The sequence below is a fragment of the Streptomyces sp. NPDC001816 genome, assembly GCF_042892235.1.
Lineage (GTDB): Bacteria > Actinomycetota > Actinomycetes > Streptomycetales > Streptomycetaceae > Streptomyces.
Genome location: NZ_JBIATY010000009.1, coordinates 119,699 through 135,215, shown reverse-complemented (window position 1 = coordinate 135,215; position 15,517 = coordinate 119,699). Strand labels below are relative to the sequence as shown.

Here is a 15,517-nt window from a genome sequence, read left to right as displayed (position 1 = left end):
GTCGGAGGAGGAGAGAAAGTGGCAACACCCCCAGGCGGTTCGAATAACGGCAACTGGTCGTACGGCCCTGCCCAGGGCCAGGGCGACGGTTCCGCGAACCGGTACAACTTCCCCTCCGCCCCGAGCCACCGGCAGCCGTACGCGCCGCAGGGCCCCGGTCCGTCGCCGTACGACCAGCCGCCGGCCCCGCGTATCCAGCCGGTACAGCCCCAGCGCCGCCCCGAGCCGGCGCCGGCCACGGCTTCCAACAACCCCCTGGTGCGTCCGTACGCCATGACCGGCGGCCGGACCCGCCCGCGCTACCAGCTCGCCATCGAGGCACTGGTGCACACCACCGCGCAGCCGCACCAGATGCAGGGCCAGCTGCCCGAGCATCAGCGGATCTGCAACCTGTGCCGGGAGATCAAGTCGGTGGCCGAGGTCTCGGCCCTGCTCACGATCCCCCTCGGCGTGGCCAGGATCCTCGTCGCCGACTTGGCGGAGGCGGGCCTGGTCGCCATCCATCAGCCCGGCGGCGACGAGAACGCCGGTGGCCAGCCAGACGTGACACTGCTCGAAAGGGTGCTCAGTGGACTTCGCAAGCTCTAGCGGCGGTCCTTCCCGCTCCACCACCTCAGCGAAGATCGTGGTGGCGGGCGGCTTCGGCGTGGGCAAGACCACGTTCGTCGGCGCCGTCTCGGAGATCAACCCGCTGCGCACAGAGGCCGTCATGACGTCCGCTTCGGCAGGCATCGACGACCTCACCCACACCGGAGACAAGACCACCACCACGGTGGCCATGGACTTCGGCCGTATCACCCTGGACCAGGACCTGATCCTGTACCTCTTCGGTACGCCGGGCCAGGACCGCTTCTGGTTCATGTGGGACGACCTGGTGCGCGGCGCCATCGGCGCGATCGTCCTGGTGGACACCCGCCGTCTCGCCGACTGCTTCCCCGCGGTCGACTACTTCGAGAACTCGGGCCTGCCGTTCGTCATCGCCCTCAACGGCTTCGACGGCAACCAGCCGTACCAGCCGGACGAGGTCCGTGAGGCCCTGCAGATCGGCCCCGACACCCCGATCATCACGACGGACGCCCGCCACCGCGCGGACGCCAAGTCGGCGCTGATCACCCTGGTGGAGCACGCGCTGATGGCGCGCCTGCGCTAGCCGACCGCCTTGCAGAAGGGCCCTCCCCGCACGGGGAAGGGCCCTTCTGCTTTCCGCCGCAGCGGCGCTTGTCTCTCCTGGGCCCGCACACCAAGAAGGGCCCCTCTGCAGCAGAGGGGCCCTCAGGAACCGGCTGAGCGGCGCGGCTTATCCGTGCCAGCTGTGCGGCGCCCGGAAGCCGGGCTCGCGCTCCAGGCGGCGCCAGCCTGCCTTGGCACGGCCTCGGTGGGTCTGGGACGAGGCCGCCGGCTGGGCGGCCGCACGGGCCAGGAGGACGGCCGTGATGGCGGCGACTTCCTCGGGCTCGGCGTGGCCCTTCTCGACGCGGATGTCAGGCGTGTTCATGGATGTCAGTCTCCGTGAGAGAGAGGTCCGCGGGGTTGCCGCGACGGGTCCGCTCGGTTACTGCGGGGGGTTGCCGTGCTTGCGGGAGGGCAGGTCGGCGTGCTTCGACTGCAGCATCGCCAGGGACTTGACCAGGACCTCGCGGGTCTCGGCGGGGTCGATGACGTCGTCCACCAGGCCGCGCTCCGCCGCGTAGTACGGGTGCATCAGCTCGGCCTTGTACTCCTTGACCATCTTCTGCCGCATGGCCTCGGGGTCCTCGGCATCGGCGATCTGACGGCGGAAGATGACGTTGGCCGCGCCCTCCGCGCCCATCACGGCGATCTCGTTGGTGGGCCAGGCGTAGGTGAGGTCGGCGCCGATCGACTGGGAGTCCATGACGATGTAGGCACCTCCGTACGCCTTGCGCAGGATGAGCGAAATCCTCGGCACGGTCGCGTTGCAGTAGGCGTACAGCAGCTTCGCGCCGTGGCGGATGATTCCGCCGTGCTCCTGGTCGACACCGGGCAGGAACCCCGGTACGTCCAGGAAGGTCACGATCGGGACGTTGAAAGCATCACACATCTGGACAAAGCGTGCAGCTTTTTCGCTCGCCTCGATGTCCAGGACGCCGGCCAGGACCTGGGGCTGGTTGGCGATGATGCCGACCACCTGGCCGTCCAGACGGGCCAGCGCGCAGATGATGTTCCGCGCCCAGCGCTCGTGGACCTCCAGGTACTCGCCGTCGTCGACGATCTCCTCGATGACCTTGGCCATGTCGTACGGCCGGTTGCCGTCCGCCGGGACCAGGTCGAGCAGGACGTCGCTGCGGCGGTCCACCGGGTCGCCGGTCTCCACCCGGGGCGGGTTCTCGCGGTTGTTCTGCGGGAGCAGCGAGAGGAGGTAGCGCACCTCGGCGATGCAGGTCTCCTCGTCGTCGTACGCGAAGTGGCAGACACCGCTCGTCTCGGCGTGCACGTCCGCGCCGCCCAGGCCGTTCTGGGTGATCTCCTCGCCCGTCACCGCCTTGACCACGTCCGGGCCGGTGATGAACATCTGGGAGGTCTCGCGGACCATGAACACGAAGTCCGTCAGCGCCGGGGAGTAGGCCGCACCGCCCGCGCACGGGCCCAGCATCACGGAGATCTGCGGGATGACACCCGAGGCCTTCGTGTTGCGCTGGAAGATGCCGCCGTAGCCGGCGAGGGCCGAGACGCCCTCCTGGATACGGGCGCCCGCGCCGTCGTTCAGGGAGACCAGCGGCGCACCGGCCGCGATGGCCATGTCCATGATCTTGTGGATCTTCGTCGCGTGGGCCTCGCCCAGCGCGCCGCCGAAGATCCGGAAGTCATGGGCGTACACGAAGATCGTGCGGCCCTCGACCGTGCCCCAGCCGGTGATGACACCGTCGGTGTACGGCTTCTTCGCCTCCAGGCCGAAACCGGTCGCCCGGTGCCTGCGCAGCTGCTCGACCTCCTGGAAGGACCCCGGGTCCAGGAGCAGCTCGATGCGCTCCCGCGCCGTCAGCTTGCCCTTGGCGTGCTGCGCCTCGGTCGCCTTCTCGCTGGGGCCTGCCACGGCCTGCGCACGGATCTCGTGCAGCTCGGCGACCCGTCCGCGCGCGTCCGTCGGCTCGCCGGTCGGCTCACCCGTCGTCTCTTCCAAAACGGTCATGTAGCGACCTTACGAAGGACACCAAGGAAAGCGAGCCGTCGACTCCGTACAGTCTCCAGCCCGTTTTCCTGGTGCCACCAAACAGAACCAGGGGGGCATGCAGCCGTTCCGACTGCTCAGGGGGCGTCGGCGTTGTAGGGAGGCAACAAAGGTGTCACCTGAGAGCCAGCTCACATTCGTGTGTGGAGCATGCCATCCCTGGAGTGACACGGAGCCTCGGACGGGGCCCCGTCGAGAGGACTTCCACGGTGTCGTCGGCACGGACGACCGAGCGCACGGGGTGGTCCCAGACGATCTCCAGGGGAGTGCCCGTGCGGGGCGGCTCGCTGACGCAGAGGGTAGCGGTCCCGCCCCGGCGCCGGACGAGCACGCTCGCGCCCGCGGAGGCGGTCAGGCCACCCACCGTACCGGCTTCCCACAGGTTCGCCGCGGTCAGGCCGAGCGCGGGCACGGCGACGGCCTGGCGGCGGGCGTCGTTGGCGAGGACGCGCAGCCAGTGACGGTCGGCGGCCCGGGCGGCGACCTCGGCGCGGGAGGCGCCGGGCAGCAGGACATAGGCGTACGCGGCGGCGGCCGGGTCGGTGCCGTGGTCGAGCCAGAGGGTCTGCCAGCGGCGGGTGCGGCGCTCGGCCGTACTGGTGGTGTTGATGTCGGACCAGGCGCCGGTGCGGTCCTCGCGCCGGCTGCGCAGCTCGCCGCCGCACGGCAGGATCCAGCCGCCGTGACCCTCCAGATGGGCCCAGCCGGGGCCGCGCACAAGGGCCTGGGTGCCGTTCTCGCCGAGGTTGCGGTTGTCCACGACCGTCTCGACGGGGACGCCGTCGGCGCAGGTGATCCCGGCGCCCAGGCAGACGACGGCGTCGTCGAGGAAGAACCAGGACTTGCGGGCCTCCAGTGTCGACCCGAGCCCCTTGAGGTGCTGGCCGACGGCCGCGTACTCGCCGTCGGTGACGCCGCCGACCCAGCGGACGTCCGGCTTGGGGGCACCCCACTCGCCGCCGGCCCGGTCGGCCAGGCGCCTGGTCGACAGGGTCGTACCGGGCAGGCGGTACCAGTCCACGGTCGGCCAGAACCAGTCCGTGTACTGATCGGTCCGACCGGACGGATCGGACCGATCGTCACCCCCGGTCGGCCACCAGGAGAGCATCCCGGCGCCGGTGTGCCAGCCGCGCGGGTTCTCGCCGTTGCCGCACTCGTAGTGCGCGATGCGGTCGGAGGCCATGGAGAGCGCTGCGGTGAAGCGGGGGCGACGGTGGACGGCCCGGTCCATGGCCGGAAACAGGTGGTGCCCGACGGGTTCCGGGCTCGCGGGTACGGCCGCGTCGGCGACGGCGTGCAGCCGGGCGAGATCGGCGACCTCGAACTGACCTGCCGTCAGGATCGGTGTCACGGTGTCGCGTTGGATCCAGCCCTTGATCCTGCCGTGCCACCGCTCCCGCTCCCCCTCGCTCGCACCGCCCGCGAGCAGGGCGATGGCCGCGATCAGGGCCTGTCCGTGGAAGTGGTCGCTGCGCATGATGTGCAGGTCGTCGCTGAGCAGGTAACCCCGGCTGATGGCACGGCCGTTGACGCAGTCCATCACCAACCCGTCGTGGATCAGGGGCGCATAGGCGTGCTCGACGCTGTCCAGGACGTTCTGCCGGGCAGGGTCGGTGACCTCCCACGGCGAACCGGCGAGCAGTGCGAACAGCCGCCCGAGGCCGTCGAGCAGCACCTGGCCGTACGTCCCGGAGTAGGCGACCCAGGTGTGCTGGACGAAGGAGCCGTCGGCGTAGAGGCCGTCGCCCCGGGTGACGTACGGGAAGACCGGTGAGAGGGCGTCCCGGGCGAGCGCGACACGGTCGCCGGACCGGCCGAGGATGCCGCGCAGGGCGACGGAGCGGCATAGGTCGACGCGGTTGGCGCCGGTGGAGGTGCCGGAGTAGTCGGTGAGCATCGCGTCGGGGATGAAGTGGTCGACCGCGGCACAGGCGGTCGCGACCCGGGTCTCACCGAGGTGGTCGTACAGGGCGGCCGTGAGGTCCATGAGGAGCCGGGGGCTGCCGATCTGCCACTCCCACCAGTTGCCGTAGCGGGTGGTGGCCGGGTTGTAGACGGTGGCGGAGAGGTGGTCGAGTCCGCGCAGCACGTCGGCGAGGAGGGTGTCGTCGCCGGTGGAGCCGGTGCCGGGCTGGACGTAGGCCTGGGCCATGGTCCACAGGCGGCCGTAGCTGAAGGTGATGCCGGCGGGCGGGTCGAAGGGGTGGCCGGGCCAGAGGGAGGCCGGGGCAGGAACCATGGCGCCCCGGAAGTCCCTGGCCAGTGCACCGAGTTGGGAGAGACGGGAGGCGTACGGCTCGGCGGCTGGGTCGTATCCGGTGCCGAGGGCGATGTCGAGCCAGCGGCGGCGGAGGGTGTCGTAGGGGTCTGCGGCGGGTGCCGCGTGGGCCCGGGGCGCCAGGGTGGCGGTGAGGGCGGCGGCCAGCAGCAGGGCTCGCCGCGTCGGTCCGGTCGTACCCATGCCGGTGGTCACCGCCCCTGTTCAGCAGCCGCCGCAGTTGTAGTAGAGGACGTCCCAGTGGTTGCCCTCGTCGGCGTAGATGTTTCCGGAGCCGGACCGGTACTGCGGGGCGCCGTCCCCGCGCAGACCGATGTAGGTGAAGTTGCCCTTGATGTACGACGTGACGCAGGTGTTCTTGCCGTAGTCGAGCTTGTAGCCGTTCCAGTGGGAGTAGGTGCCGGAGGCGTGGCCGGTCTCGGTGCCGCCGGTGATGTTGAGGGCGCAGCCACTGGCCCGCTTGAGGGTCTGGGCGCCCTGTGCGGTGGCGAGGTTGAGCTGCTCGAAGGACGTACAGGTGGGGTTGTTCCGGTCGGAGCAGTTGCCCGAGGAGGACCAGGTGATGCCGACGTCGCGGAACATCTGGGTGGCGGTCGCATGGCTGATCTTGGTGACGGCGAAGGCGTCGGTGGCGGTGCCGACGACGGCGACGCCGGGGGCGACGACGAGGGCGAGCGCGGTCAGGACGGAGCGGACCTTCATGACCTTCGTGGCCTTCATGGGGACCCTTCCTGCGGATGGCCGTGCTTCCTGTGGGGCGGCTGTGCAGGTGGCGCACGCCGATGGTGCCCGAGCCCTGCACGGGTCCACCAGAGGGCGCGCACGGTGACTCTTGGTTACCGTGAAGACACGATACGCATGATGTTGAAAACCGAACGGAATAGGTCTACGGTCGGTGTCGTTAGGTTCGTTGAACGTTAAACAGAAAGGCCGCGGCTTCGGCCTCGTCGACCGCGCCCGTCCCCAAGGAGCACGTCATGGGCATTTTCAGCCGCAAGGAAAGCACCCCCACCCCCGCCTCGGCGCCCGCCACCGTCAGCCCCGACCTGGCCGCGCTGACCGGTGACTACACGCTCGACCCCGCGCACACCACGATCGGCTTCGTGGCCCGCCACGCGATGGTCACCAACGTCAAGGGCAGCTTCCTGGACTTCAACGGCACCCTGCACCTGGACGGCGCCGACCCCGCCAAGTCCACCGCCACGATCGACGTCCGGATGGAGAGCGTCGAGACCGGCAACGCCGACCGTGACGGCCACCTGAAGTCCTCGGACTTCTTCAAGACCGACGAGTTCCCGACGATGACCTTCCGCTCCACCAAGGCCGAGGCCCTGGGCGGCGACGACTACCGCATCACCGGCGACCTCTCCATCCTCGGCGTGACCAAGCCGATCAGCATCGACCTGGAGTTCAACGGCGCCGCGAAGGACCCGTTCGGCAACGAGCGCGTCGGCTTCGAGGGCAAGACCGAGATCCTGCGCTCCGAGTGGGGCCTGACCTGGAACGCGGCGCTGGAGACCGGCGGCTTCCTGGTCTCCGACAAGATCAAGCTGAACTTCGACATCTCGGCGATCAAGAACGCGTGAGCCTCCGGCGGTTCAGCCGCCCCCGAGACCTCCGCACCCTGAGCACGCCCGCCCTCCACTCCCCCGAAAAGAGAGGGCGGGCGTCCGCCTGTTCGTGTCAGAGTGGTCCGATGGCAGCACTCTCCGAGCACGAAGAGACCGACTGGGTCCATCTCGCCTCGTTCCCGAACCTGCCGGGGCATCCCAACCCGGGCCGGTTCCTGCTCGGTTGACTGCGCGAGCGCGGTATCGACTGGATGCCGTTCACGCAGGAAGAGATACGGATCGACCTCATGTGCCGCATGGACGAGGACGGGCACTGGCACGGGACTTTCGGCGTGAACGTGGACGCCCGCGCGCTGTGGCGGCTCGGACTGCATCCGGATCAGCCGTCCTCCGTCGTCGACGGGCCCTCCCCGCCCGCCTGGTGGCACGCCGCCGGTGAGCGTTACGCCGGCCGTCACGCCGTACGCCGACGCCACGGCTTCCGCTGAACCGGCAGCAGGAACCAGGACGCCCCGACGGACAGCACCGCGCCGACGGCGATCGCGGCCAGGCGCGTGGGCAGCAGGCTCTGCGCGTCCTGGCCGAAGTAGCCGAGGAGCAAGGAGAGGGCCGTGGTCATGCCGGCCGCCCAGTAGGCGTAGCCGAGCGGGCGCAGCCACAGGGCTACGGCCAGCACGGCGAACAGCACGACCATCGCCGTGCGACCCGTGCTGCCGGCCGCCGCCACGCCCGTGGCGAGCAGGGTGCCGGCGCAGGCGCCCAGGAAGCGCTCTACTCCCTTGCGCAGTACGTCGGTTCGACCCCGGTTGCCGCTTGCGACGACGTACGCCGTCAGGACCAGCCACGGCCAGTGGTCGTCGTAGAGCAGTCGGCCGAGCGCGAAGGACGCCGCCACCCCCGCCGCCATCTGTACGGCCATCCGCGTGCTGGGGCGGGGGCGCAGCCGGGAGGGCCGCCGCGGGGTGCCCGGATCGGCTTCGGCCGGCCAGGGGCCGTACCGGTCGGCCGCCGTCTGCACCAGCCACACGCTCGCCCACGCCAGTACGCCGATGAGCGCCGACCACGCCCAACTCACCAGCTCCCCCTGCGCCTCGGGTGGGAGAGTCGGGCCGGGGACCACGAGGAGCGCCACCAGCGGGAGGGTGATCAGGGTGCCTGCCCTGGTGGCGGCCGGGCCGTAGCGGCGGATCCAGATCGCCAGGGAGATGCCCGCGGTGAAGACGGCAGCGCCCAGCCAGTAGTGGGCGGCGATCAGGCGGCCGACCAGGGCGCAGACCGCCGACACCGCCGGCAGCAGGGCCAGCGCCCTGAGGCGGCCCCGGGTGTCCGCCGTCCGCTGGGTCCGGGCGAGCATGACGGTCAGGACCACCGCGAGGACGACCGAGTCGGTGTGCAGTCCGGCCGCACCCTCCAGCCACAGGGCGATCGACCACGAGAGCAGGACGGCCGTCATCGTCACGGCCGCTTCGTACGCGTTGCGTATTAGTTTGTCAGCCATCACGGCAGAATATTGGGCCGCGCAGGACGAAGATAGTACGCAAGCGCGTATCATTCTTCGTCATGGATCACCTTTCCGAGGCCGCCCTCCTCCGAAGTGCCATCGTCCGGCTCAACCGACGGCTCAGGCAGGAGCGCGGGGACGGGAGTCTCAGCCCCAACCAGCTCGTGGTGCTCGGGTATCTGCACCGGCGCGGATCGGCCACGCCCGGTGAGATCGCGGCGGCGGAGCGGCAGCGGCCGCAGTCGCTCACCCGGGTCTTCGCCGAGCTGGAGGCCGATGGGCAGATCGCGCGGGAAGCGGGCACGACGGACCGGCGTCAGGCCGTGCTCACGCTCACCGAGCCCGGGCGGCGGGCGTTGGAGCGGGACATGGCCGAGCGGGACGCCTGGCTGGCCGAGGCGCTCGGGGCGCTGGGCGAGACGGAGCGCGGGGTGCTGGTGCTGGCCGCGGCGGTGATGGAGCGGCTGGGCACGGTGGACGTGCCCGCGCGGCGCGACTGACGCGCTCAGAAGCCCCCGCCGAAGTCCCCTCCCCCGCCGCCGTCGAAGCCCCCTCCGTCGCCGAAGCCGCCGCCGAAGTCGCCGGGGTCGAAGTCCGCACCGGACACGTCGCCGCCCTCGTAGCCGCCGCTGCCGAAGTCCGCGCCGCCGAAGTCGCCGTAGCCGGTGCCGTAGTCGGCCGCGTACGACGGTGTGGCCATCATGCTGCCGAGCAGGGTGCCGACGAGCAGGCCGGGGAGGATGCCGCCGCCGAAGTAGCCGCCCGCCCAGGGGCCGTAGGCCGGGCCCGCGTCCCAGTAGGGGCGGCGGCCGTAGTCGGTGTCGACCTCGCGGATCACGGGGTCGCGGCCGTCGGCCAGCCGGGTCGCGTCGGCCGCGCAGACCGGGACCTCGCGGGGTGCGCCGCCGGGCGGGGTCCAGGCGGCGTCGGTGACCGAGGGGCCGTGCCGGGGGTCGAAGAAGCAGGGCGGGCGGCGCTCCGGGAGGGGGCGTCCTTCGCGGCGGGCGGCCAGTTGGGCCAGGGAGAAGCGGCCGTCCTCCAGCGCCTCGGTGACCGCGCGGACGTCCTCGGGTTTCCGGGCGTCGGCCATGTACTGCTTGGCTTTGTCGTAGGCGTCCAGGGCCCGTTCGTAGTCCCCGCGCATGGCGTCGTCGGCGCCCGTCTCGGCCGGGTGGAAGTCCAGCCGGTCGAGTTCCTCGCCGAAGGCGGTGATGTCCTCGTCGACGACGACCCGCAGGCGGTCGAGGGCGGCCCGCTGCTCCTCGGCGTGGCGGCGGCGGTTGCGGCGGACCAGGGCGTAGGCGCCCGCGCCGCCGGCCACGAGGACCGCGGCCGTGGTGATCAGTGCCGTGGTGGACACTCCGCCGCCCTTGCCGGAGGAGCCCCAGGACGCGGGGGCGTGGCCGCCCATGTTGGCCAGGGCGCGTTCGGTGAAGTCGGTGAGCTGGGTCTTGGTGTCCTCGCCCTGGACGCTGGTGACCAGGTTCTGGACGGCGCTGCGCGGGAGAACCGAGGAGTCGGCGCGGGCGTCGAAGCGGTCGCCGAGGCGGATGGCGTACAGGCCGGTGACGCCGGTGGCCGTGCGCAGCTCGGAGAAGAGGTTCTGGGTGGGGTAGCCGGCGGGCAGGACCGCGATGAACAGGGGTTTGTTCGCGCCCTTGATCTGTTTGGCGAGTGTGTCGGCGTCCGCGGCGGACAGCTGCGCGGAGGCCGCCGGGTCGACGTAGACCGGGCCCTTGCGGAGGGCCTCGGCGATGGTGGAGATGCTGGTGGCCGCCAGCGCGCCGGGGGCCAGCGCGGTCACGATCAGCAGGGTGAGGACGGCCAGCAGCAGCGCTGGGAGGCTTCGGGTCCGCAGGACGGCCTTCATCCTTCGAAGCTACCCGAAGCCTCCCAAAATTGGGCATACTTCCAGATCAGACGGAGGGGCTCACGCGGCCCGGTACGCCTCCGTCAGCTTCTGCACCGCCTTTCCGTACCTGCCGGTCAGCAGCAGATGGTCCGCGTCGGCGAAGGGCTTCGCGACGGCGTCCGTGACCCCCTGCCCGACCTTCTGCTGGACGAGCAGCCGCGCCTTCGCGACCAGCTCGCGTCCGGTCCGGTCGGCGCCCGCCCGCTCGGCTGCCGTCGCCGCCAGGGCGAGCGCGCGCAGGGTGGTGGTGCCGCCCTGCGGGACCCGGGTGAGCGTGGTCAGGCCCCAGCCGTAGGGGAACTGCGGGTCGTACGACGCGTCGCCGACGTTGATCGGCAGCTGGGACTCGGACCTCGGCCAGGTGACCGGGAGCTGTCCGGTGAAGGGGAGCCTGCCGTAGAGGACGTCGGCGACGCCCTCGCCCTCGGTGCCGGGCAGCCAGGAGGCCACGAGCGCGTCGATCCCCGCCAGCCGGTCGCCGATCAGCTGCGGTCGCCCGGAGACGATCAGCACCGCGCACTTCATGGCCGCGCACACCTTGTCCACGGCGGCCCGGTCGGCGGCGGACAGCTGCAGGGAGTGGCCGTTGCCGACGTCGCCGACGCCCTCGGCGTACGGGGTCTCGCCGACGACGACCACGCCGGCGTCGTAGCCGTCGGTCGGTGCGGAGGCGTCCTTGGAGTAGGTGACGTTCCCGCCCGCCTCGCGCATCCCCTGGAGGACGGTCGTGCCCGGGGTGATGTTCCCGGAGGAGCCCTGCCAGGTGAGGGTCCAGCCGCCGGACTGGTTGCCGATGTCGTCGGCGTTGGACCCGGCGACGTACACCTTCTCGCTCTTCTTCAGGGGCAGCAGCCCACCGGCGTTCTTCAGGAGCACCTGGGACTCGGCAGCGGCCCGGCGGGCCACGGCCCGGTGTTCCGGGGAGCCGATCGCGGCGGCGCCGCTGGTGTCGGCGTAGGGGTGCTCGAACAGGCCCAGCCTGAACTTCTGGGTCAGGATGCGGGAGACGGCGTCGTCGATCCGCCGCTCGCTGATCCGGCCGGCCTTCACCTCGTCGACGAGCGTGCCGGTGAAGTCCTTGTAGGTGTACGGCACCATCATCATGTCCAGGCCCGCGTCGACCGAGGTGCGGACGTGGGACGCGTAGTCGCCGGGGAGCTGGTCGATGGCGTTCCAGTCGCTGATGACGAAGCCGTCGAAGCCCATGCGGTCCTTGAGGACACCGTTGATCATGTCGGCCCGGGCGTGCATCTTCACCGGGCCCTGTCCGTCGCCGAGCACGTCCAGGGAGGAGTACGACGGCATGACCGTGCCGACGCCCCGGTCGACGGCGGTCTCGAACGGCGCCAGGTGGACGGCCTCCAGCTGCTGCCGGGTGACCTTGGTGACGCCCTGGTCGATCTTGTACGTCCCGGTGGTGGAGGAGCCGTACTCGGTGCCGCCGTCGCCGACGAAGTGCTTGGCGGTGGCGAGGACCTTGTCGCTGCGGCTCAGGTCCCTGCCGTTCGCGCGGCCCTGGAGGCCCTGGATGACGGTCTCCATGGACTGGACGAGCGCCGGGTCCTCACCGAAGGACTCGTAGGAGCGGCCCCAGCGTTCGTCGCGGCTCACGCACAGGCAGGGTGCGAAGTCCCAGGGGATTCCGGTGGCCCGCACCTCGGCCGCGGTCACCGCACCCGCCTGCTCGGCGAGCCGGGGGTCGCGGGTGGCGCCGATGCCGATGTTGTGCGGCATGACCGTGGCGCCGGACAGGTTGTTGTGGCCGTGGACCGCGTCGACGCCGTAGATCAGCGGGATCTGGAAGCGGGTCGCCCGGGCCCGCAGCTGGAAGGCGTCGGTCATCTTCGCCCACGCCTCGGGGGTGTTGGGCGTGGGCGTCGAGCCGCCGCCGGAGAGGAGTGACCCGAGGGCGTACGTCGCGATGTCGCCGCCGCCCCCGACGGCCCCGCGCTCGGCCTGGGTCATCTGGCCGGCCTTCTCCGCCAGGGACATGCGGGACACGAGGTCGGCGACGCGCTTCCTGACCGGCAACTTCGCGTCCAGGTACGGCAGTCCGTGGGCGTCGACGACGATCTGCGGGGTCTCGGCGGGTGCCTTGGCGCCGGTCACCGTGAGCCGCAGCGGGACGGTCTCGGCGGACTCGGCGGCCTTGTCCCTGAGGGTGGGCACCTCGATGGTCTTCGAGGTGCCGGAGGCGGTGCCGGCCGGGAAGGTGAGGGTGCCGTGGACCGGGGCGTAGTCCTTGCCGGGGTCGGCGGTGCCGCCCGCGGTCTCGTAGGCGACGGTCACCGGGTCGTCGATCGGCGCGGAGCCGGTGGTGGCGACGGTGACCCTGACGGCTGCCGTACCGCCTTCCTTCACGGGGTACACGGCGGCGTCCGTGGTGACGTTCGCCCGCAGGGACTGGTCGGCCCTGCCGTACAACTCGACGTCGTCCATGGCGAACCGGCCCTTGACGCCGGCCGGGAGCGTGACGGCGTAGCCCCACATCCCGGTCAGCCCGAGGACGTGGTCGATGCCGCCGACGGGCTGGTAGTCCGTGCGGTAGACGAAGTCGGTGAAGGGGATCTCGACCTGTCTCCAGCCGGTCCAGGCGTCGGTGAAGGAGGTCGTCCACAGCTCGGAGGCCTCGCCGTTCGCGCCGCCGTCCTTGATCTCGAAGGCGATCTTCTTGCCGTTGTCCTGGCCGTCCCACCAGAAGCGGATGCCCTTGTGGGCGGACCAGTCGTGGGCGGGTTCGGTCGCGGCGAAGTCGTGGGTGAAGCCGCCGTAGCCGCTGATGTCGTAGCTGCCGGTGAGGACCTTGGCGCCCTCGGGGGCGTCGGAGCGGGCGGTCAGTTGCAGGGCCGGCGGGTCGTCGGTGTCACTCCCCCAGGTGAAGATGCCCTCGGCGGGCTGGGAGGCGAAGGGGACCTCGCCCTCGAAGCGGTCGACGGGGACGGGGGCGGGGGCGGGGTCGTCGGCCGCGTGGGACACGGCCGGTGAGAGCAGGGCTGCGAGCAACGCGGCGGACACGAGCAGGGCGGTTCTTGGCATAGACCATCCTCGACTCTCGTGGTTCACTCAGGACTTAGATCACGCCGTGAGTTAACTAACGACCCACAGACCCGTCAAGACGTCACGTCAGACATTCCGGGAAGGGCGACGCCCCATGAGGAGATCCCCCCGCGCGGTCCGGCTGCTGCTGGCCGGACTGCTCTCCACGGCCGGCCTCACCGCGGCCACCACCTCCGCGCACGCGTCCGGTGAGCAGGTCACGGCCTGGCTCACCACGACCGACGACTCCGCCGGACGGCACGTCGTGCGCGGGCTCCAGGCGCAGACGCCGTTCGCCTTCCAGTCCGGGACCGGCGGCAGCGGAGAGAACATCACCGTGGACGAGAACACCCGCTACCAGAGCTTCACCGGCGGCGGTGCGTCCTTCACGGACACGGCGGCCTGGCTGATGAACAGCAGCGGGGCGCTGTCGCAGAGCACACGGGACGCGACCATGCGCAAGCTGTTCTCACCGGCGGACGGGATCGGACTGTCGTTCCTGCGCAATCCGATGGGCGCCTCGGACCTGGCACGGTACGGCTACACGTACGACGACGTGCCGGCCGGCCAGACGGACCCGTCCCTGTCGAAGTTCTCGATCGCGCACGACCTCGCGGACGTCGTCCCGCTGACGAAGCAGGCGCTCCAGCTCAACCCCTCCCTGACGGTGATGGCCTCGCCGTGGACGGCGCCGGCCTGGATGAAGGACAGCGGCTCGCTCAATGGGGGCTGGCTGAAGGCGGAGGACTACGGGGCGTACGCCTCCTACTTCGTGAAGTACCTCCAGGCGTACAAGGACCAGGGAGTCGACGTCTCGTACGTCACCGCGCAGAACGAGCCGACGTGCTGTTCGGGCTACCCGTCGATGAGCTGGAACGCGAGCGGTCTCGCCTACTTCACCAAGAGCGAGCTGCTGCCGAAACTGCAGGCGGCGGGTCTGTCGACGAAGGTGCTTGCGCACGACTGGAACTGGGACGTCTACGACTCCTATGCGGCCCGGACCGTGGACGACGCGGCGGTCCGCAACCACCCCAACTTCGGCGGGATCGCCTGGCACGGCTACGGCGGCGACATCGCCAAGCAGACCTCCGTGCACAACCAGTACCCGACGCTGGACGCCTTCGGCACCGAGCACTCCGGTGGCACCTGGATCGCCGACCAGCAGCGCGAGGACATGTCCAACATCATCGACTACACGCGCAACTGGGCGAAGTCGGTGACCAAGTGGTCGCTGGCGGTGGACCAGAACATGGGCCCGCACAACGGGGGGTGCGGCACCTGCACCGGTCTGATCACCGTGCACAACGGGGACGGGGCGAGCGGGACCGTCGACTACACGGTCGAGTACTACGACATGGGCCACCTGACGAAGTTCGTCCGCCCGGGCGCCCAGCGGATCGCGTCCACGGCGTCGTCCGCGGTGCCGAACGTGGCGTGGCGCAACCCGGACGGCAGCAAGGCGCTGATCGCGTACAACGACTCCTCCTCCGCCCGGACCGTGACGATCAACTGGGGGTCCCAGCACGCCACTTACTCGCTCCCCGGCAAGACCTCGGCGACCTTCACCTGGTCGGGCACCCAGTCGGGCGGCGGCGGCCGGTCGGGGGCCTTCGTGGGGCTGGCCGGCAAGTGCCTCGACGTGGCGGGCGGTTCGAGCGCGAACGGCACGGCCGTGCAGCTCTACGACTGCAACGGCAGCGGCGCCCAGCAGTGGACCGTGCAGACCGACGGTTCGGTCCGGGCGCTCGGCAAGTGCCTCGACGTGACCTCGGGTTCGACGGCGGACGGGGCCAAGGTGCAGTTGTACGAATGCAATGGAACCGGTGCCCAGCAGTGGTCGTACAACGCCTCCACCGGTGATGTGGTGAACACGGCGGCGAACAAGTGCCTGGACGTGACGGACAACTCGTCGGCGAACGGGGCGAGGGCACAGATCTGGTCGTGCACCGGGGCCGCCAACCAGAAGTGGCACTTGCAGTAGGGCGGGCCGCGTCCCGCCCTCGGAGGGGGCGGGACATGAAACGCAGGGGAG

General features: G+C 70.8%; 13 protein-coding genes. 6 read left to right on the top strand and 7 right to left on the bottom strand.

What is annotated here, in order from left to right; translation table 11 throughout:
• The first annotated feature begins 18 nt into the window (after positions 1 to 18).
• Complete coding sequence (locus tag ACFYZZ_RS29660) at positions 19 to 588, top strand: DUF742 domain-containing protein (protein ID WP_389182231.1); 570 nt, start codon at positions 19 to 21, stop codon at positions 586 to 588.
• Positions 569 to 1,150 carry an ATP/GTP-binding protein gene (locus ACFYZZ_RS29655; RefSeq protein ID WP_071369867.1) on the top strand — a complete coding sequence of 194 codons (582 nt, stop codon included), beginning with the start codon at positions 569 to 571 and terminating at the stop codon, positions 1,148 to 1,150. Before ACFYZZ_RS29660 ends, ACFYZZ_RS29655 begins: the two co-directional genes overlap by 20 nt.
• 147 nt (positions 1,151 to 1,297) lie before the next feature.
• Here ACFYZZ_RS29655 and ACFYZZ_RS29650 read toward each other — a convergent pair whose 3' ends face one another.
• From ACFYZZ_RS29650 to ACFYZZ_RS29635, 4 genes are all read right to left on the bottom strand, one after another.
• The gene (locus ACFYZZ_RS29650; RefSeq protein WP_386576541.1) at positions 1,298 to 1,495 is read right to left on the bottom strand and encodes an acyl-CoA carboxylase subunit epsilon; all 198 of its coding nucleotides are present in this window, start codon (positions 1,493 to 1,495) and stop codon (positions 1,298 to 1,300) included.
• Positions 1,496 to 1,552: 57 nt separating this feature from the next.
• Positions 1,553 to 3,148, bottom strand: a complete 1,596-nt coding sequence (locus tag ACFYZZ_RS29645) for an acyl-CoA carboxylase subunit beta (protein ID WP_386576542.1) — start codon at positions 3,146 to 3,148, stop codon at positions 1,553 to 1,555.
• Between the two features lie 154 nt (positions 3,149 to 3,302).
• Positions 3,303 to 5,648 carry a polysaccharide lyase 8 family protein gene (locus tag ACFYZZ_RS29640; RefSeq protein WP_389182226.1) on the bottom strand — a complete coding sequence of 782 codons (2,346 nt, stop codon included), beginning with the start codon at positions 5,646 to 5,648 and terminating at the stop codon, positions 3,303 to 3,305.
• A gap of 21 nt (positions 5,649 to 5,669) precedes the next feature.
• Positions 5,670 to 6,167, bottom strand: coding sequence for a hypothetical protein (locus ACFYZZ_RS29635; protein WP_389182685.1), 498 nt, complete (start codon positions 6,165 to 6,167; stop codon positions 5,670 to 5,672).
• A 275-nt stretch (positions 6,168 to 6,442) separates the two neighbouring features.
• Here ACFYZZ_RS29635 and ACFYZZ_RS29630 point away from each other — a divergent pair, with 275 nt between their 5' ends.
• Positions 6,443 to 7,051, top strand: coding sequence for a YceI family protein (locus ACFYZZ_RS29630; protein WP_389182223.1), 609 nt, complete (start codon positions 6,443 to 6,445; stop codon positions 7,049 to 7,051).
• A 236-nt stretch (positions 7,052 to 7,287) separates the two neighbouring features.
• On the top strand, positions 7,288 to 7,524 hold the full coding sequence (locus ACFYZZ_RS29625; protein WP_389182220.1) for a hypothetical protein: 237 nt from the start codon (positions 7,288 to 7,290) through the stop codon (positions 7,522 to 7,524).
• Here ACFYZZ_RS29625 and ACFYZZ_RS29620 read toward each other — a convergent pair.
• On the bottom strand, positions 7,491 to 8,534 hold the full coding sequence (locus ACFYZZ_RS29620; RefSeq protein WP_389182217.1) for an FUSC family protein: 1,044 nt from the start codon (positions 8,532 to 8,534) through the stop codon (positions 7,491 to 7,493). The two genes, ACFYZZ_RS29625 and ACFYZZ_RS29620, sit on opposite strands and share 34 nt — an antisense overlap.
• A gap of 62 nt (positions 8,535 to 8,596) precedes the next feature.
• Between ACFYZZ_RS29620 and ACFYZZ_RS29615 the strand changes: the two genes are divergently transcribed.
• Complete coding sequence (locus ACFYZZ_RS29615) at positions 8,597 to 9,037, top strand: MarR family winged helix-turn-helix transcriptional regulator (protein WP_389182214.1); 441 nt, start codon at positions 8,597 to 8,599, stop codon at positions 9,035 to 9,037.
• Positions 9,038 to 9,042: 5 nt separating this feature from the next.
• Here the strand turns inward: ACFYZZ_RS29615 and ACFYZZ_RS29610 are convergent, their stop codons facing one another.
• Positions 9,043 to 10,407 (bottom strand): hypothetical protein, encoded by a 1,365-nt coding sequence (locus ACFYZZ_RS29610; RefSeq protein ID WP_389182211.1) that lies wholly within the window; start codon positions 10,405 to 10,407, stop codon positions 9,043 to 9,045.
• 60 nt (positions 10,408 to 10,467) lie between these two features.
• Positions 10,468 to 13,485 carry a glycoside hydrolase family 3 N-terminal domain-containing protein gene (locus ACFYZZ_RS29605; RefSeq protein WP_389182209.1) on the bottom strand — a complete coding sequence of 1,006 codons (3,018 nt, stop codon included), beginning with the start codon at positions 13,483 to 13,485 and terminating at the stop codon, positions 10,468 to 10,470.
• Between the two features lie 115 nt (positions 13,486 to 13,600).
• Between ACFYZZ_RS29605 and ACFYZZ_RS29600 the strand changes: the two genes are divergently transcribed.
• Positions 13,601 to 15,466: a lectin gene (locus ACFYZZ_RS29600; RefSeq protein WP_389182206.1), complete on the top strand. Its 1,866-nt coding sequence runs from the start codon at positions 13,601 to 13,603 to the stop codon at positions 15,464 to 15,466.
• The last annotated feature ends 51 nt before the right edge of the window (positions 15,467 to 15,517 follow it).